This is a genomic window from Rhodococcus sp. NPDC055112 (genome assembly GCF_053607505.1).
Window position 1 is genome coordinate 82,917 of sequence record NZ_JBSGTR010000001.1, and the last position, 17,336, is coordinate 100,252.

Consider the following 17,336-nt stretch of genomic DNA (forward strand, 5'->3'; position numbering starts at 1 on the left):
CCGACCTGTTTCTTCGCGGAGCCTGCGTAACAGATCCGCTCTAGCCTCTCGATGATATCGGGCGTGTGCATGGTCGTCCCAACCGTCGATTGGGTCGTACTGGTGGTCCCACGAGCGCTGCCATTCAATGAGGTCGCGAATCAGCTCTCTCGACAGTCTCAGCGGGTTGCGGTTCGGGCCGAGTCGAACGATGTGGCCCGGCGCGCGAGGGTCGGTTCCCCACACTGGAAAGGTCGCGCAGTACTCGACCATCAATCGGATGTTGGAAATCCTCGCCGACGACACGGTGCGAGCGTATCTAGTCCACGGCCGCACGCCCGATCTTCCGCCCTGTTTACAGGTGTCCTGTTTGACGGTCGTCAAACAGGACAGGTCTGGCGAGGGTGGTTGACTCGGAGACATGACCGGATGGAGACGCGTCAACTTCGCATACGTGGGGCCAGAACCGGAGGAGTGGACAGCGCATCTGAAATGGAGCGCGCGGGTCTTGCGGTTGGCCGGCGTGGAGGTCCCCGATAAAGAGTTGCTGGCAGACCTCGACCATGAGGATCGAGAACTGCTGACTCGGCGGCCGATCGGACGCCGAGTCCTACCGGACTTCCGACGCCATCCGGATCACCAGGAACCCGCCATCTTCTCGCCGGACCTGTTGATTCCGTTCAAAACCGAGAAGGGCATCGACCTTCGACTTGGCCGAGTCAATGTGTACGCCACGGGTGTCTCGTTCCAGTTGATCGCCCGTGTACCGGACCTACACCCCGACCAGGGCCTCCCTACCGGTTCCGGGTCGATGAACCTCGGTTCCAGAGTCAAGCCGGGCCAACCCCACCGAATTCGGCTGATCGTCACAGTCGGTCCGAAGAACGGCCAGTACGGCACCTACGGTGGTGCGATTCTCTCGAATTCCTCGAGCACACACGACTTTCCTGAGGACCGGGACGCGCCCTGGCTGGCGGGCGGGGGCGATCACTGTGGACGTGTCGGCAATGGAGAGATCGAGTTCGGCGCCACCTACTTCCTCAGCCCCGTACCAGGGAGAGGCAAGGTCATCTTCACCATCGCCTATCCGGAGTTCGGCATAGAGATAACCGACATTTGGCTTGATGCAGCCCAGTTCGCTCAGGAGCCGTCCCGCTGAGCGATCGTCAAACAGGACAGCACTGACAAGCGTTTGCGTACCGACCCATCCGCCCGAGCCCCGATTCAGGAGACCGAGATGGCGGTGACCACCAAGCCGTCTGAGATCAGCCATCGCCCATCGAACGCGTGCACCGGCGTCCCACCGTCCGTTTCACCGGGGACCAGGATCGTCGAGCGAAAAGTGCCGGATACCTCAGACCCATGCCCGGTTCGCTCGAACGTGATGTGCGCATCCTCAAATCCCAGCCAACGGCCGGTGAGAGGTTCCCATGCTTTGTAGGTGGCTTCCTTGGCGCAGAAGAGAAGTCGATCCCAGTGCACGTCCCCACGATCTGCGGTCGAGAGCCAATGGCGTTCAACCTCAAGGCTCACGGCGTCGAGTACACCGTCAGGAAGCGGACCATGGGGCTCGGCGTCGATACCGATGGATCGGACCTGCATCGAGTATGCGAGGACCGCGGCGCGATAGCCGTCGCAGTGCGTGAGACTGCCGACCACGCCCTTTGGCCACGCTGGCGCGCCCGAAGGGCCTCGCATGATCGGCGCGGGATCGAGCCCGAGCTTCCCCATCGCGAGGCGCGCACAATGACGTGCGGAGACGAATTCCCGTCTCCGCTTGTCGCTTGCGCGTGCTATCAGCGGCGCTTCCACCGGATGCGCCGACAAACCAGGTGGATCCTCGAACAGCTCTGCCGCGACCACCCCGTTCGGCAGAATCGCCTCAATCACTGTCCCCCCAAGAAAATGCTCACTGCCTTCATCATCCTGCGGAAGCGAAGTCAGATGACGTCGGATCGGTACCTCACGGGACCGGAGCATAGCCACCGAGCCAGAAACGTCCCACTAGGCGATCGCTGGACAGGACGGCTGACGGCATCCTGAGAGTGATAGTCGACCGTACTGGAGCCGGTGAGAGAATTCCGGCCGCGGTGCTCAGGGCGAACCGTGAAGTGCCGAACCGATTACGTTTGGGCACTTCACGTGTCAGGACGATCCCAGCGTCCCTGGGAGCAGGCCGGGCGGGGTGGGGACCGGATTGATGGTGTGCAAGTTCTGCGAGAACGGAACCCGCATCACCTGATGGGTCTGCCGCCACGGATCGAGTTGAAAGCAGTCGAGCGGAAGCGGGCCGGTTAAGGCCCCGGGGTAGGTGTAGCAGTAGATGTCGCTAGTGCCGAACGGGCTGAGCAGGTTCGAGTTGTTGTCCCAGGACCTGCTGGGCTCCCACGGCAGCTTGAACCACCTCGTGTTTAGCTCGTACCCGGGCGGCGGAACGTACGACTCCGCCGCACTCGCCTGTGGCGCCGCTACGCCCGCGCCGAGCGCTGCGAGTCCGACGGCCACTGCGCCAGCTCGGACGAGAAATGAGCGCTTCATTCAGATCTACCCCCTGTGAAAGAAACGGACAGTCTGCATATCCGCAGGGGCGGGCGCATCGTTACTGGCAGTGACTGTGAGGGGCGCTTGAACTCTCGGGTTCCCTTCTACCTGCTGTCCTGTTTGAGGATCGTCAAACAGGACGGTGATGAGGTCCGATTCCAGCGTGTCTTGCCCGAGCAGAGCCATCTACGGCGTCAGCCCGTCACGTGTGTCGAACACCTCGAGTTAGCCTCGTGTGGTGCCTCTCTTGTTGCTGGATCTGGACAACACACTGGTCAACAGGTCGGCAGCGTTCCGCCGCTGGAGTTCGAGCTTTGTTCGGACCATCGGGCAGCACGAACGCGAAGTCGAATGGCTGATGAGCGAGGACCAGGACGGATACGCACCACGAGATCGGTTGGCACAATCGATCATCCGGCGGTACGGGTTGCCGCGGACCGTTGAATCGATCGTCGAGACCCTGCTTATGGACCATGTGGCCGAGATTGCACCTGAACCCGGCGTTGTTGAGGCGCTGGGCCGCGCGATACGCACCGGTTGGACTCCCGTGGTGGTCACCAACGGAGTCACTAGACAACAGGAAGCGAAGCTTCGGACAACCGGCCTGAGCCGATATCTAGGTGGCTGTGTCATCTCCGAGGAAGTGGGAATCAAGAAGCCAGACCGGCGCATCTTTGAGCGAGCCGGGGAACTCGTGGGCATGCATCTCGGCGGGGGCTGGATGGTTGGCGACCATCCCGTGGCCGACATAGTTGGTGCGCATCAGGCTGGACTATCCACGGCGTGGGTCACACACGGGAGGCAGTGGCCGGTAGAAGGCTTCCAACCCACGCTATCGACGTCAACCTGCTCCGATGCAATAGGCGCGATCGTCGGAAGCCCTGTGCGCTCAACCTAACTTCTTACTGCTGAGGGTCGACCGCGCGGACGACGCCCCACCGCGGCGGTGGAAGGACAATGAGCCGCACCTTGCCGATGATGTTCGACACCGGGACGGCGCCGCCGTGGTCGTCGTCCATGTGGAATCTCGAGTCCTTCGAGTTGGCCCGGTTGTCGCCCATCACCCACACGCTGTCCTCCGGCACCACCACCGGGCCGAAGAACACCCCCTGGCACGGGATAGCATTGCCGGGCGACGTCCGGGTGTCGACGTACGGCTCGACCAAGGTCTTCCCGTCGACCTTCACCCCTTCGTCGCCGGGCCGGCACTGCACTGTCTGGCCGGCCACTGCCACAACACGTTTGACGAGATCATTCTCGTCCGGCGGCACCAGACCCACCGCCGAGCCCACATTCTCGATCCCACGCAGAACCGGGTTCTCCGACCGCCGCGACTGATAGTCCGTGTTCCACGACGGCGGACCCTCGAAGACCACGACGTCCCCCGGTTCCGGGTCGCCGAAGCGGTACGCGATCTTGTCCACCACGATCCGATCCCCCGTACACCCCGCGCAGCCGTGCAACGTCGGTTCCATCGACTCCGAGGGAATCAGATAGACCCGGCCCACGAACATCTGGAGCAGGAAGCTCAGAACGAGCGCGACCCCGACGAGAACCGGCAGCTCGCGCCAGATGGAACCGCGCTGCGACTGCGACGGCGTCGATTCCGTCACCTCGCGCGAATCGCTCTCAGCTCGGTCTCCCGCTTCCGAGTTGAAGGATGCAGGATCAGGCCCACCAAGTTCCGCCATCCGTCAAACCTATTCGAAGCGTCGTCACGACCTTTCCGTTTGGCCCGACGGGGCGTCCTGTTTGACGATCGATATCCCTAGTCGATCGAGGACCGTCATTCACGTAGTCCACGTGGCGTTTCGGCGCTGGATGCCTCGTCGTGGACGGGCTACGGTCCCGCTCGTCCATGACGGAACGAACTCTCGGTCCCGGCATGCATACCCGGTCTACGACAGCGAGCTGGCACGATCGGACCGTGGCCAACAACCAGGCGAGAACTGCCCACATCCCAGTTCAGGCACTTGTCTGGCTGGCCGTGGCCGTGCCGTTGCTGTGGATCGCGACCAGCTGGTTCTTCGGCCCACTGGACTACGCCGTCGGCAGCATCGACGAGGCCTTCGTTGCGTGCGGATCCCCGTTCACGCCGACGCCACCCGAGCAGCTGGCACTCACACCACCGGACCGATACGACATCCCGGTAACTGAACTCGCCCGACTGTGCGCGGAAGCGCGTGCCGGCACCTCCCGTATCGCATTGTTCACAGCCGCACTCGGTACTGGCGCCCTCGTCTGGGGCGTACGTTGCCTGGTGAGGTCCCGCCAAAGCGCGACCGAGGAAGAAGCCGGATCAACCAATTGAAGGGATCGACGCCGGGCAGTGATTATCTGGGCCCGTCGGTTCCATGGCCGGCCGGACAATGCCGGAGTGCCTGCCCCGTTTGTCGATCCCCCTGTGGCGCATCGTGTCCCGGGTCTCCGTCGTCTCGAATCCATCACAGTTCTACGGGGTGCATCAGCGAAGGTCGACGCCGAAACGCGCATCGAGGACATCGTCTAGATCGTGAACCCGCAGCCCACATGACCTTCATGCGACTGTTCGTCGCGATGACGGATCAGCCCGCAACAATCGGTAAGGGAAAGCTTACAAACCCCTTGTTTGTCTCAAGATGTAGGGCGACTTCTGTCTCATTTGCGTTGTTGCTGCAGTCGCGTCTCAGAATTCCGCGTCAGCGGCAGCCAGCCCAGCAGCTGTCGAGATGCAGCGAAGATTAGCGAAATGCGACGCTACTTTAGCGGGGCGATTGACTGACTTGATGGCATCTGACCTGCTGGTTCTAGGATTTGGTGGAACCCGCACCCTGCCGGCGAGGTCAGGGTGCGGGTTCTGTGGTGTAACGGGCCGTATCGGATTCAGGCGCGGGTGTAGAAGGAGACGTCGCCCACCCGGTCGTCCCCTGGGCGGATGATCTGCGTCGAGCAGAGCCTCGGCGAGACGGCCGGCATTGCGAGCGCGTCGAGCGGGCGTCTGTGCGGTCACGTCCACAGTTCGGTGTGCGCGTGCCAGGGGTACGCGTCCGGTGTGCCCGGGAATGGCGGCGTCATTAAATATTCGGCGCGAGCGTGCGGACTGATCACATCGAGTACATGTTCGGTGCAACGCCGTGCGGTGGTGCCTGTGGTGTCCGCGATGACCTCGCGGCAGCGACGGTCTGCGAGTTCGATGCCGGGATGTTCGTACGCCCATTGCACACGTAGATCGGGATCGTCTTCGGCTACGTCGAACTGGATCCGGGGCATGTCCGGGAAGCGTTGCGCCACCAGGTCGATGACGGTTTGTTCATCAGAGGGTCGGATGAGGACGGTCAGGAGGGCTTCACGATTGCGCACCAAGTGACCGTATCCGTGGACAATGCGCGGACGCATCGAGTTTTCCCGCGGTCACCTGGCGTCCGATGTCGGGCGAGGAGTACTGACGGATCCCTGCAGTGTCCGGACACGAACGCGTCGTGTTCCTGGTGTGGGACTGACGGTCGCCGCCTTCACTCCATCTGGCTCCAGAGCGTGGCTCCAGCAACCCGGCCATAATCGAGTCATGAGTGTCCCCGCGCCTGAATCCCCCTCGTTCGAGCATGTCGACTTCGAGGCACTCGATTCGTTCCGTTTCCCGGACGGCGGCGGGTACCCCCAGAGCTACCGCGAGTTTGTTCGCTCCTGCGGCTGGGCCCGCACGTTCGGCCTGTGGCTCATCTACCCGCCCGTGCAACCCGGTTTCGCAGACGGGCGGGCCCGTGCAGCGAACCTCACCGAGCACTTCCACACGGTCTTCCGCGACGGCGAAGAGGATGAATTCGACTGGATGATCGAGCCCGACGGTAGCTGGGACCTCGCCGAACGACTCGAAGTCTTCGGATGGAGCGAGAACGGCGACCTTCTCCTCTGGGACGTCGCAAGCCGCAATGCCGACAAGGAGTTTCCGGTGTGGGAATCGCGCGGCATGAACACCCTCCACCTGCTCGGCTCGAGCCTTGACGAGACGCTTCTCACGCTGCGCGAGCGCTCCGAGGCCCAGGCCATTGAGCCGCTGAGACCTGCCCGTCTCTGACCCACAGCGTGGCGTAGCAGATTCGCCACCTTTCGATCCGGCGGTACACCTACATTGACGGGCTTCGCCGACTCTCCCGAGATCCGTCAAAGTAGCGGGGCGCGTCCCGTCAATCTTCGTTGCATCTCGACACCAGCTGTTGTTGTGCCGGTATGGGTTCCGGATCTAGATGAAGTTTCCGGACCTATCAATTCCATACTTGAGATGAATCACTGCTGCCACCACCACCTCGTGTGTTGACGCACCTGGCTGCAGCGGCGGCCCATCGAAGCTGGTCGGACCTTAGGTGGCGTTACCCTTCTGCGACTGTCTCTCGGGTAGCTAGCGCCGTCGAGTAGCTGCGGCGGACACACGCGTTCCAATTGTGGCTTCGACGCAGCCTCGTTGGACGGGCGTGCTTCTGTGCGCCGCACCCCTCACAAGAAGAAGTCTCCTCCTGCTTCTACTGATGGATACGACGGCAGGTTGTCTGGGGCATCCGTCGCGTGAGGCGGCAGGTCCACGCCCGCGGGACGGTTCCGGCGACCGGCTTGTTGATCCGAGGGAGCGCTTCCATATGCTGAGTGTTGCGCACGTCGTAATCGGCGCCGGTCCGCGAACTGATCCACCGATCCAGAGGCTGACCGGCGAGTGACATGCGTCTCGTCCGGGCCGGCATCCACCCACCGGACGTGCCACACGAGCCGACAAGGCAGAGGAGCGCAGTGAGCACAGCGGAATTGGCACAGTGGAACTCCGAAGAGGCACTTGCGGAAGCGATGATCCCGATCATCGGCGGCCTGCACCGCAGGCATTCGGTGACCATTCTGCTGCACAGTCGCTCGCTGGTGAACAAGTCGGTCATCAAGATCCTGCGGACCCATCGCTTCGCCCGACAGATCCGTGGCGACGAGCTCTCCGTCGAGGAGACGTTCCCCTTCCTGGAGGCGCTGACCGACCTGGATCTGCGGCCGTCCAAGATCGACCTCGGCCTGTTGGTGACGGCCTACCGCGCCAACGGTGGCGGAGCGTCGATCCCCGAGTTCGTCGCGAAGAGCCTCGCCGACCTGGTCGGAGGTGCCCAGACGAGCCCCGCGCAGCCCCAGGACGTCGTCCTCTACGGATTCGGGCGTATCGGTCGCCTCGTGACGCGACTCCTCATCGAGAAGGCCGGTTCGGGCAACGGCCTGAACCTGCGTGCCGTGGTCGTTCGGAAGGGTGGCGAGGACGATCTGGTCAAGCGCGCGTCCCTGCTGCGGCGCGACTCCGTCCACGGTCAGTTCAACGGCACGATCAAGGTCGACGAGGAGAACAACACCCTCATCGCCAACGGCAACGTCATCAAGTTCATCTACAGCAACGATCCGACGACCGTCGACTACACCGAGTACGGCATCGACAATGCGATCCTGATCGACAACACCGGCATCTGGCGTGACCGCGACGCGCTGTCGCAGCACCTCCGTCCGGGTGTGGCGAAGGTGGTCCTGACCGCGCCCGGCAAGGGTGACGTCCCCAACATCGTGCACGGCGTCAATCACCGTGACATCGATCCGACCGAGAACATCGTGTCGTGCGCGTCCTGCACCACGAACGCCATCGTCCCGCCGCTGAAGACCATGGACGACGAGTTCGGCGTCGTGCGGGGCCACGTCGAGACTGTGCACTCGTTCACCAATGACCAGAACCTGCTGGACAACTTCCACAAGGCCGACCGCCGTGGCCGGTCGGCGCCGTTCAACCTCGTCCTCACCGAGACGGGTGCGGCCTCCGCGATCGCGAAGGCACTTCCCGACCTGAAGGCCAAGATCACCGGCAATTCGATTCGCGTGCCCACGCCGGACGTGTCCGTCGCGATCCTCAACCTTCAGCTCGGTCGCGAGGCCACCAAGGATGAAGTGCTGGAGCACCTTCGCCAGGAATCGCTCACCGGAACGTTGAGCCGGAACCTCGACTACACCGCGGCAACCGACGCCGTGTCGAGCGACTTCATCGGCTCGCGTGCGGCGTGCATCGTCGACGCGAACGCCGCGATCGTCGACGGCGACACCGCCATCCTGTACGTCTGGTACGACAACGAGTTCGGCTACTCATGCCAGGTAGTGCGTACCGTCCAGTACCTCTCGGGCGTGGAGTACCCGGTCTATCCCGCGACGGACGGCGCTGCCGTGGAGCCGGGCAGGTCGCCCGCCACTGCTCAGTGACCTTGCCCCTGCGAGGGGTCGTCTGCGGGGTGGATGCTGTTGCAGCAGACGTACGTTCGTCATCGAAACCCTCCTTGCGGTTCCGCGTCCCGTGAACCAGGCCGGCGGTGTGTATCTGGGATACGCCGTGATGACGCTCGGTGCGTGACCGTCGGGCCATGCGTCGATCAACTTCACGGCTAGTCGGTGCTCTCAGCAGACGACGTCGAAACGTCTGCTCCTTGAGTCCTCAGATGTCCGGCAGGCAGCGCACGGCCTTCGGTGACCGAGGTCGCGTCACGCTATTGATCTTGAGAATCAAGCAGGGGCCAGCCGGTACGACTGGCCCCTGGAGGTGCGCGAGGTTCAGTCGACTGACGAAGCTGCTGCTGCGAGGACCTGGGCAAGGTCGGCGGGACGGCTCCACATGGGCCAGTGGCCCGTCGGGAGATCTACGAGTTCAAGGTTCTCGAGGTTGGTAACCTCGGCGAACATGGGATGGCCGGCCTTGGCCAGTGCCATCAACTGCGTACTCGGGAGCGAGCAGCACACCAACGTGGTCGGAACCTTCAGGCGTGCATCGTTGTTGAGCTCCACGGATTGACGCAGCACGGGTCCAGGTACGGGGACAGCTCGAAGCCGGAAACGCTCGAGAACGTCGGCGCTCAGGCCTTCAATGCTGGCCTGCTCCTTGAGCGCCTCGAAGGGCGGCAGTGGAAACTCTTCTAGTTCATCTGGGGCGTCAGAGGCGAAAACAGTGCCGGGCGAGACCGGGCCACTATCGACCCAGATCACCCGGCGGACCAGCTCGGGGTGCCGGTCGAGCACAAGACTCACGGGAGCATTGGCTCCGCTATGCGCCACGATGACCACTGGCTCGGCTTCAGAAGCCGAGACCCGCTCGATCGCCGCTGCTTGATCATCGAGAGTCCTGGACGCTCGTTCGGAGTCCGTCTCGTCGAGGCCGGGCAGGGTCATCGGGATAGCCCGTCGGCCCATGGCGGTCAGGTGTTCGAGGACCTCGTCCCATGCCCAAGCTCCCAGCCAGTGGCCAGCGATCAAGACGGTGGTCGGGTCATTCGTGTTTGTCGTCATACCGCAATCCTCGCAAGCCACTTGGACAACGGTATGTCACTATTTCTGGCATCATTTTGGATTGGAGGGAAATTTGAGGCGAGCAGAGCGGCTTCACGCGTTGTCGGAGATGCTGCGACGAAGCGGCTCTCGTGGATGCACTGCGGAACAAATGGCGAGCGAGTTTGGTGTGTCAGTGCGCACAGTCAAGCGGGACCTTGATGCACTTGAGAACAGCGGCGCGCCGATCTGGTCGCGTCCGGGCCCTGGCGGCGGATACGGTCTGGCCGCTCGATCCAATCTCCCACCGATCAGCTTGACCCCGGCACAGGCGGTGGCGCTTCTCACGGCAATATCAGCTGCACCCGATGCCCCTTATGCGGACCTTGCCTCTGCCGGCGTTCAGAAGATCTTGGGTGTGCTTGATCCTCGGACTCGGAAGAAGGCTGACGAGCTCGCGCGTCGCGTCTGGGTCGATGTTGAACCGACTGCCACGCGGGCAGTCAGATCGGCCCTTGAGGAGGCAATGGCCGAGCAGCGTGTGGTGCGCATCCGCTACACCGCGGGTGACGGCAACAAGACCACCCGTGACGTCGAGCCGGTGATGTTCGCGTCCAGAAATGGTCGCTGGTATCTGATCGGCTGGTGTCGGCTACGGAATGAAATGCGATGGTTCCTCGTGACGCGCATCGAGCACGCCAGCATAACCAAGACTCAATGTGGCGACCACGGCATTCAGGAGGTTGGCACTCCCCCCGCGACGGCAAGGTCCGTGCAGAGCCGAGGTGAGTGAGGCGATCAATCAACGTCTCCGGTCAGTACAGCTAGATGTACCCGGTCAGGAGGTTGGTATCGGCTTGATGTGAAGGACCTCCGGTTGAATTGTGGCTTGTCAGAAGGCCCCATCCCGCCGGAGGTTCTCGTGGCCCACCGTCAGGAGGCCCGCACCGGGCAGCACCGAGGCAGATGGCTCCGAACAGGACGGGGACTGCTCTCGGGTTCACGCTTGCTGTTGGGCGCGAACGGTTTCACGGTCCGGGCTGGTCGCCATGGTCGCCGACGGTGCGGTGCGGGGCCAGGTCCAGGCGTACCGCACGATGAGGGCGAGAAGGATCAATTCCAGTACGATCCCGAGGCCGTAGAAGTACAGCCAGGACGCGCCCACCGCGTTGAATGCCGTGACGGGGACGTAGAGCGAGGCCACGATGAGGTTCGTGATGCGGTTCGCCCGCGCGGGCAGCGTCATCGACAGCACGACCATGAGGATCGGGCTGGCCATGAGGGTCAGCGCCGTGGTCGAAAAGGTCTGGGAGAGGTCAAATTTGAAGACCTTGCCGTCGAGGATGTCTTCGATGACGCCGGGCGTGAAGAAGTTGAGAATATCCACGTAGGCGTATAGGAACATGAAGCTTGTCCACGTTGCGGCGAGCTTGGCTCTCACCGGGATCGGCTGGTCTTCCAGTGTGGCGGTGGTGGGTTGACCTGTTCTCATCATGGGCTCCGTTGTTGTGGTGAGGATCGGTAGGTCTACGATCGCCGAGCCCGGCGGCGGGCGCCTCGGCCCGGAGGCTGGGGTTCGCCTGGCCGATGGCATGGTCTCTCTCTCGTACTTTCGGCGGGTACGCCGAGGCGCGCCGACCCCTAGGCTGGAGCCGTGGTCACCGTCCGGCGCTCTATCTGGCATGAGCCGCGGCCTGCTGACGCCCCACCCATCGGTCGGCTCGACTGGCTGCTGGTGGGCGTGTTCGCGGCCGCCGCCTTGGTCGAGGGCATCGCTCGGCCGGCCTTGGCCTCGCGACCCCTTGTGACGGTGCTCGCCCTGGCGCTGATGCCCGCCCTGCTCTGGCGGCGGGGTCGCCCCCTGATGGCCGCCCTGGTCGGGTGGGGCGTCGCCGGGCTGCTCTCGGTCCTCCAGCTCACTGCGCACGCCGACCTCGGCCTCTACTCCATGATGGCCGTCCTGATCCTGCTCTACTCCCTGGTGCGGTGGGGCTCGGGCCGAGAGATGGTCTTGGGGACGGCGTTCGTGACGGCCGTCGTCGCGCTGGGGATGTACGTCTCCTCCGCGGGCTGGGCCGACGTTTTCGGCGGGACCGTCCTCTTGCTGTTGTTCGTCGCCCTCGCGGCGGTGTTCCGCTACCGCGCGGATCTCTGGTATCGCCAACAGCGCGAGATCCGCAATCAGGAGCGGGTGGCGCTGGCTCGCGAGCTGCACGACACTGTGGCCCACCACGTCTCGGCCATCGCGGTGCAGGCGCAGGCCGGTGGCGTGGTTGCCGGCATCGAGCCTGAGAAGGCTGTCGAGATCCTGGCCGCGATCGAGTCTGAAGCGTCGCGAACCCTGGCGGAGATGAGATCCATGGTGCGGGTGCTGCGTGAGGAGGAAGCCGTCGCCTACTCACCGCAGCTGGGTGTCGCGGACCTGCCTGCGCTGGCGCGTGCCGACGCGACGCCCACCGTCGAGGTCTCGCTGGACGGTTCGTTGACCCGGCTGGCACGACCCGTGGATGCCGCGCTCTACCGGCTCGCGCAGGAGTCGCTGACCAACGCCGTACGGCACGCCAGGAGCGCGACCCGCGTCGGGATCGACGTACGCCGGGAGGGCGACGCCGTCAGGCTGCGGGTCAGCGACGATGGACGGACCGAGCCGGGGCCGGCCCCGGAGCCTGGGTTCGGCCTGCTGGGCATGGCCGAACGCGCCCAGCTCCTCGGCGGATCGCTCTCCGCGGGGCCGGGGCCCGAGGGTGGCTGGGTGGTCGAGGCCGTGATGCCGGTGGAGGCGCTTGCATGAGCATCCGTGTTGTCGTAGCCGACGACCAGGACTTGGTCCGGACCGGGCTGGTGATGATTCTCGGCGCGCAACCCGACCTCGAGGTCGTGGGGGAGGCAGCAGACGGGCTCGCAGCGCTCGACCTGGCGACCCGGCTGCGTCCCGATGTCCTCCTCATCGACATCCGGATGCCCGGGCTCGACGGCGTCGAGGTGACGCGGCGCCTGGCCGGGCCAGACGTGGCGGACCCGATGGCGGTCGTCGTGATCACCACCTTCGACCTCGATGAGTACGTCCTCGGCGCCCTCCGCGCCGGCGCCCGTGGCTTCCTGCTCAAAGACGCCGGGCCGGAGCTCCTCGTGCAGGCTATCCACGCGGCGGCCAACGGGGACGCGCTGATCGCCCCCAACGTCACCCGCCGGCTGCTGGCGACCTTCGCCGACCAGGCGCCGGTGGTACCGGTCCAGCCCATCGACCCGCTCACCGAGCGCGAGAAGGAGGTGCTCGCGCTGGTGGCACGGGGCCGGACCAACGCCGAGATCGCCACCGAGCTCTTCGTCGGCCTGAGCACGGTCAAGACCCACGTCGCATCGTTGATGGCCAAGCTCGGCGCCCGCAACCGCGTCGAGATCGCGATGTGGGCTTACGGCACCAGGCGCGTGAGAGTCGATTAGTGGGTACAGATTTCAGCGTAGGCCCGTGGGGTTCGGTAGCCGAGCGATGAGTGCGGCCGGTCGTCGTTGTACTCCTCCTTCCAGGCGCCTGAGTCCGGCGGTCAGTAGGACCGGATGTGCCGCTGTACTTTGACCGATCGCGGGCGTGTCGGCCGTACTCGTCGATGGGTACGTCGCTTAGCGCTCGACCGGTTCGAGGGCCGCCTCGACCTGCCCGGGCGGCAGCAGTAGCTCGGCGACGGCCTTGCGGTCATCGTCGTCCCTTTCCAGTTCCCAGAGGTCAGTGAGGAGCTTGCGGACAGCGGCCGCGAAGTCGGGGTAGGTTTCGAGCGGCTTGTCCGGGTACTCAGCACTCCACCAGTGCACGGTGCCGTCGGTCGCCGCGAGCACCGCGTTGGTGCCCGAGCTCCACAACGGCACGAGTTCGGGGTGCCGCTCGACGATCGACCATGCTGGCGCCCAAACAGAGTCGGCCCGGTTCTGCAGAACCGGGTGCACGGTCTCGCCCCCCTCGAGGGCGATGCGCACGACCACCTCCGGCAGTCCCAGCGAGCGGATACGGGCAGCGTGCTCCTCCGGCGTCATGCCCTCTTCCTATCGCAGCGAGCTGGGGCCACCAGTCAATTCAGCGGCGCGTGCCCTGACTGATCCACGGGCATTGATGGCTTCGGTTCTTGGCACTCAGTCAGCCCCGAACTGCACCGGAAGCGGCGCAATCTCCATCCATTGATGAAGATCTCGAAGCGGCGGTTTGAAGAGATGAAGAACAGTAGTGTTCTTTGTTGTTGTCGAAGAACACCGGGTACCAGCCCGCCGGATCCCGGTAGCTCTCACCGGGGACAACCGCAGCGGTGTGCGGTGTGATCACCAGGACGTCGCTCGGCGTCGAAATATCACTAGCGCAGAGGATCGACTTGAAGCGTTCAATCATCGTTGCATTGGCCGGCGCAACAACCATCGCCTTCGGCACCGTGGCTTCGGCATCGGCGGCCACGTCCCCCGATGGCATGCTGTCCCTGGATGCGTCCCCGCCTCCCGGTGGATACGTGGTGGGTGTGAGGGCGGGCGTCAGTGTGGAAGGGTTCGGCGGCTCGATGTTCCCCGTCCCCCAGTCGCGGGTGACCCTCAGCGACAACGGAACCTGCTTCAACTCCTTCCACCCGGGCCAGGCTCCCTCCGGACCCAGCTACTGGGCGTGGACGCCGACGACGGCCGGTACCCACACGATCAGTGTCACCCAGTACGGCAGGACGGTGTCGGAGTCCGTCACGGTCAATCCGGCGCCTGACGGCGCTCCGGTGCCGGCTCCGGAGACCCCGGGGTGCGGGGGCGGCGGTAGCCTCGACGCCTTCAACTTCGGAAGCGTCGGATTCTGACCGCCCGGGCCGCGAACCGGGTTGGCACGTGAGCACAAGCAGCATGGCTGCCCGCCGGATTGGCCGGGGTACAGCGGCGGTTTGATGGCGTGGTTCCCGGCAGTTGCGGCTCGTGAGTCCCGCCCGCACCCGGCCTGGGCGTGAGCGTCAGGCCGGTGCGGGGTTCTGGACGTGTTGGCGGCACTCCTCATCCTGCGGACGGCGGCCGGGCACCCGGGGACTCCTCCCGCAGCCGCCGTCGCAACTTCGCGTCGTCGAACACCCCACCCCCCCAAAAGATCGCACAACGCTGACCTGTGAGCTGCGTGGAACAACGGATCACGCCGGCTTCGGACCGGTCAGTGCGCTGCGTTCTCCTTCTTCCGCTTCGGAATCAGGTGCACGATCAGGACGACGATCGCGCCGACGACCAGTCCGACAAGCGCGGACGCCACGGTCCCACCTGTCCAGGACAGAACGCCACCGAAGCCGCCGTGCACGAGCTCACCGAACCAGTGCTCGAGGTCATGCAGGCGATCGGCCGGCCAGTGGAAGCCCGCCTCGCCGACGTTGACGATGAGAATGTGGCCGCCGACCCACAGCATCGCGGCGATCCCGACCACGGTGAGCACCGCCATCACCTTCGGCATAGCGGCCACGAGGCCGCGGCCGATCCGCTGACTGAACGACGACTTGCGCTGGGCCAGCGCGAGGCCCACATCGTCCATCTTCACGATCAGGGCGACCACGCCGTACACGAGGATGGTGATGAGGATTGCGACGACGATGAGCACCATCAGCCGGGTGAAGAACGGTTCGTCCTCGACCGACGACAGCGAGATCACCATGATCTCGGCGGACAGGATCAGGTCGGTGCGGATCGCGCCGCTGATCATCGTCTTCTCGTGCTCGGGCCCGCCCAGCGCCTCGGCCGCGCCCTTGTCCTCGTGGTGACCGCCGGTCAGTGCCTCGTAGACCTTCTCTGCTCCCTCGTAGCACAGGAACATGCCGCCGGCGATCAGCAGGTACGGCAGGGCTTGTGGCAGGAACTGGCTCAGGATCATTGCCACCGGCAGGATGATCAGGAGCTTGTTGCGGATGGACCCGATCGCGATCTTGCGGATGATGGGCAGTTCGCGTTTGGGAGAGAAGCCGTGCACGTAGCGGGGAGTGACGGCGGTGTCGTCGACCACCACACCAGCCGCCTTGATGCTGGCCTTGCCGGCCGCCGCACCGATGTCGTCGATGGACGCCGCGGCCACCTTCGCGATCGCAGCGACGTCGTCCAGCAGGGCGACGAGACCACCAGCCACGGGAACCTCCCAGTTCGGATGTACAGAGCCGGTCGAACGACACACGGTCGCGCGTCGACACAGAACGGTACCGAACCGGTGGTCACTGCTGCCCGGCTGACCGCGGACGGGTGGCCGGGGCGGGATGTCCTAAGGGGCCAAGGGGGTGGGGCTGGCCCCACCCCCAAGCGTGCGGTGAACCCCAGTGACCGGGCGGTCGTTGGTGCGGAATGGTGATCGGGTGACGACAGCCTCGCGACCCACCCGCGCGAACATTCGATCGAGCTGAAGGAGCTTCCATGCACCGGCACGCTGCCCCGCCGCGACCCGCGGAGGTCTCCGGTCGCGCCCTCGCCCTGCTCGTCGCCCTCGCCGCGGCGCTCGTCGCCGCCTTCGTGGTCGCCCCGCGCACGCTGGCGGCGATCGGGCCTGGCGAGGATTTCCCCGACCAGCGGAGCCTCCTCGACGCAGTCCGCGAGGCGTTCGTTGCGTATTGGAGTACCGGCGACCGCGACTTCTCCCCGGGCTTGGAGGGGGTTGTCGACTACTGGGTCCGATACCACGTTGCCAAGGGTGTGATCGCTGGGCTCCTGCTGGTCGCACTCGTTGCGCTCGGCGTTCTTCTCTGGAAGGGGTTCGCGATGGCAGGCGGCACCGGGGCGGTCAGGCGTGCCGCGCTCGCGGCGGCCGGCGTTCTGGTCACTACGGCTGCTCTGTTCTCGTTGGCGGTGGTGATGGCCAACATCCAGGGAGCCGTGGCGCCCTTCTCCTCGCTGATGTCGATGCTGCCGGTCGGCGAAACCGACGGAGGGCTCGCCGACACTCTCGGTCAAGTCAGGCAGCAACTGGCCGACTCCCCGAGTGCAGGCGGTGACCGGACCGCGCCCGTCCTCGATGTGATGATCAGCGACTTTTCTCGATATCACGCGGCGATGGCCGTGATCGCCGCGATCGTGGCCGCCGTTCTCATCGGGCTGAGCGTGGTGATGTGGAAGTGGCGTGCGAGCACGGAGTCTTCTGCCAGGGGTACGAGGCGCATGCTGAGGCCGGTCGCTGTTCTCTCCGCGGCGGTGTCGCTGGGCGTGATCGTTGTCGGCGTTGCGAACACGACCACCGCGGCGGACCCGGAGCCGGCACTTCTGGCGTTTTTCGATGGCGGGTTCGTCTGAGCGCCAGCCAGATACCGGGTCAGTAGATCCCGTCCGAGCGCAGGCGTCAGATCGTGCCCGCTCGGCGGACTCTCCAGATCCCGCACGGGTATTCGACCAAACGCGCATCCTTCGTCGAATCAGGTGTGGGCCTGGTCATCCGATACCGTTTCTCTTGGTACGTATGGAGGGTCGCGTCGTTCTCGCGAGCGCCCGAGCGGGATCTGTCTGTGTGGGGGTGGGTAGCAATGCAAGCCGGTCAGATCCGCAGTCATGCACCTGAGGCC

At 64.7% G+C, this 17,336-nt stretch carries 19 protein-coding genes and 1 pseudogene; 10 read left to right on the forward strand and 10 right to left on the reverse strand.

The genetic code is table 11. The features are described 5' to 3' along the window. Nucleotides 1–400: 400 nt before the first annotated feature. Nucleotides 401–1,138 (forward strand): hypothetical protein, encoded by a 738-nt coding sequence (locus ACWFRB_RS00355; RefSeq protein WP_452637980.1) that lies wholly within the window; start codon nucleotides 401–403, stop codon nucleotides 1,136–1,138. Between the two features lie 65 nt (nucleotides 1,139–1,203). On the opposite strand, the gene npt is transcribed toward ACWFRB_RS00355, so the two are convergent. Both npt and ACWFRB_RS00365 read right to left on the reverse strand, forming a co-directional pair. Next, nucleotides 1,204–1,869 (reverse strand): 4'-phosphopantetheinyl transferase Npt, encoded by a 666-nt coding sequence (npt, locus tag ACWFRB_RS00360; RefSeq protein ID WP_452637981.1) that lies wholly within the window; start codon nucleotides 1,867–1,869, stop codon nucleotides 1,204–1,206. 255 nt (nucleotides 1,870–2,124) lie between these two features. Further along, nucleotides 2,125–2,484, reverse strand: a complete 360-nt coding sequence (locus ACWFRB_RS00365) for a hypothetical protein (RefSeq protein ID WP_452637982.1) — start codon at nucleotides 2,482–2,484, stop codon at nucleotides 2,125–2,127. Between the two features lie 274 nt (nucleotides 2,485–2,758). Between ACWFRB_RS00365 and ACWFRB_RS00370 the strand changes: the two genes are divergently transcribed. Further along, complete coding sequence (locus ACWFRB_RS00370) at nucleotides 2,759–3,418, forward strand: HAD family hydrolase (protein WP_452637984.1); 660 nt, start codon at nucleotides 2,759–2,761, stop codon at nucleotides 3,416–3,418. 4 nt (nucleotides 3,419–3,422) lie between these two features. On the opposite strand, the gene lepB is transcribed toward ACWFRB_RS00370, so the two are convergent. Further along, complete coding sequence (gene lepB / locus ACWFRB_RS00375) at nucleotides 3,423–4,211, reverse strand: signal peptidase I (RefSeq protein ID WP_452637986.1); 789 nt, start codon at nucleotides 4,209–4,211, stop codon at nucleotides 3,423–3,425. A gap of 236 nt (nucleotides 4,212–4,447) precedes the next feature. On the opposite strand from lepB, the gene ACWFRB_RS00380 reads away from it, so the two are divergent. After that, nucleotides 4,448–4,831 carry a hypothetical protein gene (locus ACWFRB_RS00380; protein WP_452637988.1) on the forward strand — a complete coding sequence of 128 codons (384 nt, stop codon included), beginning with the start codon at nucleotides 4,448–4,450 and terminating at the stop codon, nucleotides 4,829–4,831. Between the two features lie 674 nt (nucleotides 4,832–5,505). Here ACWFRB_RS00380 and ACWFRB_RS00385 read toward each other — a convergent pair. Continuing rightward, the gene (locus ACWFRB_RS00385) at nucleotides 5,506–5,859 is read right to left on the reverse strand and encodes a hypothetical protein (RefSeq protein WP_452637989.1); all 354 of its coding nucleotides are present in this window, start codon (nucleotides 5,857–5,859) and stop codon (nucleotides 5,506–5,508) included. Between the two features lie 205 nt (nucleotides 5,860–6,064). On the opposite strand from ACWFRB_RS00385, the gene ACWFRB_RS00390 reads away from it, so the two are divergent. Together ACWFRB_RS00390 and ACWFRB_RS00395 are read left to right on the forward strand one after the other, a co-directional pair. Continuing rightward, nucleotides 6,065–6,574, forward strand: a complete 510-nt coding sequence (locus ACWFRB_RS00390) for a hypothetical protein (RefSeq protein WP_452637991.1) — start codon at nucleotides 6,065–6,067, stop codon at nucleotides 6,572–6,574. Nucleotides 6,575–7,278: 704 nt separating this feature from the next. Continuing rightward, complete coding sequence (locus ACWFRB_RS00395; protein ID WP_452637993.1) at nucleotides 7,279–8,757, forward strand: glyceraldehyde-3-phosphate dehydrogenase; 1,479 nt, start codon at nucleotides 7,279–7,281, stop codon at nucleotides 8,755–8,757. Nucleotides 8,758–9,102: 345 nt separating this feature from the next. On the opposite strand, the gene ACWFRB_RS00400 is transcribed toward ACWFRB_RS00395, so the two are convergent. After that, nucleotides 9,103–9,831, reverse strand: coding sequence for an alpha/beta fold hydrolase (locus ACWFRB_RS00400; RefSeq protein ID WP_452637995.1), 729 nt, complete (start codon nucleotides 9,829–9,831; stop codon nucleotides 9,103–9,105). Between the two features lie 100 nt (nucleotides 9,832–9,931). On the opposite strand from ACWFRB_RS00400, the gene ACWFRB_RS00405 reads away from it, so the two are divergent. Next, complete coding sequence (locus ACWFRB_RS00405; protein WP_452638317.1) at nucleotides 9,932–10,603, forward strand: helix-turn-helix transcriptional regulator; 672 nt, start codon at nucleotides 9,932–9,934, stop codon at nucleotides 10,601–10,603. Between the two features lie 207 nt (nucleotides 10,604–10,810). Here ACWFRB_RS00405 and ACWFRB_RS00410 read toward each other — a convergent pair whose 3' ends face one another. Beyond that, on the reverse strand, nucleotides 10,811–11,302 hold the full coding sequence (locus ACWFRB_RS00410; protein WP_452637997.1) for a DUF6326 family protein: 492 nt from the start codon (nucleotides 11,300–11,302) through the stop codon (nucleotides 10,811–10,813). A 162-nt stretch (nucleotides 11,303–11,464) separates the two neighbouring features. Between ACWFRB_RS00410 and ACWFRB_RS00415 the strand changes: the two genes are divergently transcribed. Further along, entirely contained in the window at nucleotides 11,465–12,601 is a 1,137-nt protein-coding gene (locus tag ACWFRB_RS00415) for a sensor histidine kinase (protein WP_452637998.1), read from the forward strand. Then, complete coding sequence (locus ACWFRB_RS00420; RefSeq protein ID WP_452637999.1) at nucleotides 12,598–13,254, forward strand: response regulator; 657 nt, start codon at nucleotides 12,598–12,600, stop codon at nucleotides 13,252–13,254. The genes ACWFRB_RS00415 and ACWFRB_RS00420 overlap by 4 nt, the downstream gene beginning before the upstream one ends. Here ACWFRB_RS00420 and ACWFRB_RS00425 read toward each other — a convergent pair. From ACWFRB_RS00425 to ACWFRB_RS00435, 3 genes and pseudogenes are all read right to left on the reverse strand, one after another. Beyond that, nucleotides 13,251–13,337 (reverse strand): annotated as a pseudogene (locus ACWFRB_RS00425) (integrase core domain-containing protein); the annotation flags it as partial. The gene ACWFRB_RS00420 and the pseudogene ACWFRB_RS00425 overlap by 4 nt on opposite strands. Before the next feature lie 94 nt (nucleotides 13,338–13,431). Next, nucleotides 13,432–13,839 carry a hypothetical protein gene (locus tag ACWFRB_RS00430; protein WP_452638001.1) on the reverse strand — a complete coding sequence of 136 codons (408 nt, stop codon included), beginning with the start codon at nucleotides 13,837–13,839 and terminating at the stop codon, nucleotides 13,432–13,434. A gap of 100 nt (nucleotides 13,840–13,939) precedes the next feature. Beyond that, the gene (locus ACWFRB_RS00435) at nucleotides 13,940–14,248 is read right to left on the reverse strand and encodes a hypothetical protein (protein WP_452638003.1); all 309 of its coding nucleotides are present in this window, start codon (nucleotides 14,246–14,248) and stop codon (nucleotides 13,940–13,942) included. A 100-nt stretch (nucleotides 14,249–14,348) separates the two neighbouring features. On the opposite strand from ACWFRB_RS00435, the gene ACWFRB_RS00440 reads away from it, so the two are divergent. Then, nucleotides 14,349–14,630, forward strand: a complete 282-nt coding sequence (locus tag ACWFRB_RS00440; RefSeq protein WP_452638005.1) for a hypothetical protein — start codon at nucleotides 14,349–14,351, stop codon at nucleotides 14,628–14,630. Between the two features lie 338 nt (nucleotides 14,631–14,968). On the opposite strand, the gene ACWFRB_RS00445 is transcribed toward ACWFRB_RS00440, so the two are convergent. Continuing rightward, nucleotides 14,969–15,922, reverse strand: a complete 954-nt coding sequence (locus ACWFRB_RS00445) for a DUF808 domain-containing protein (RefSeq protein ID WP_452638007.1) — start codon at nucleotides 15,920–15,922, stop codon at nucleotides 14,969–14,971. A 278-nt stretch (nucleotides 15,923–16,200) separates the two neighbouring features. On the opposite strand from ACWFRB_RS00445, the gene ACWFRB_RS00450 reads away from it, so the two are divergent. Beyond that, complete coding sequence (locus ACWFRB_RS00450; RefSeq protein ID WP_452638008.1) at nucleotides 16,201–17,070, forward strand: hypothetical protein; 870 nt, start codon at nucleotides 16,201–16,203, stop codon at nucleotides 17,068–17,070. The last annotated feature ends 266 nt before the right edge of the window (nucleotides 17,071–17,336 follow it).

Coding starts and splice junctions, on each gene's coding strand:
- ACWFRB_RS00400 (WP_452637995.1), bottom strand. CDS start 9,831: ATGACGACAAACACGAATGACCCGACCACCGTCTTGATCGCTGGCCAC.
- lepB (WP_452637986.1), bottom strand. CDS start 4,211: ATGGCGGAACTTGGTGGGCCTGATCCTGCATCCTTCAACTCGGAAGCG.
- ACWFRB_RS00450 (WP_452638008.1), top strand. CDS start 16,201: ATGCACCGGCACGCTGCCCCGCCGCGACCCGCGGAGGTCTCCGGTCGC.
- ACWFRB_RS00440 (WP_452638005.1), top strand. CDS start 14,349: ATGTTCCCCGTCCCCCAGTCGCGGGTGACCCTCAGCGACAACGGAACC.
- ACWFRB_RS00410 (WP_452637997.1), bottom strand. CDS start 11,302: ATGAGAACAGGTCAACCCACCACCGCCACACTGGAAGACCAGCCGATC.
- ACWFRB_RS00355 (WP_452637980.1), top strand. CDS start 401: ATGACCGGATGGAGACGCGTCAACTTCGCATACGTGGGGCCAGAACCG.
- ACWFRB_RS00420 (WP_452637999.1), top strand. CDS start 12,598: ATGAGCATCCGTGTTGTCGTAGCCGACGACCAGGACTTGGTCCGGACC.
- ACWFRB_RS00430 (WP_452638001.1), bottom strand. CDS start 13,839: ATGACGCCGGAGGAGCACGCTGCCCGTATCCGCTCGCTGGGACTGCCG.
- ACWFRB_RS00390 (WP_452637991.1), top strand. CDS start 6,065: ATGAGTGTCCCCGCGCCTGAATCCCCCTCGTTCGAGCATGTCGACTTC.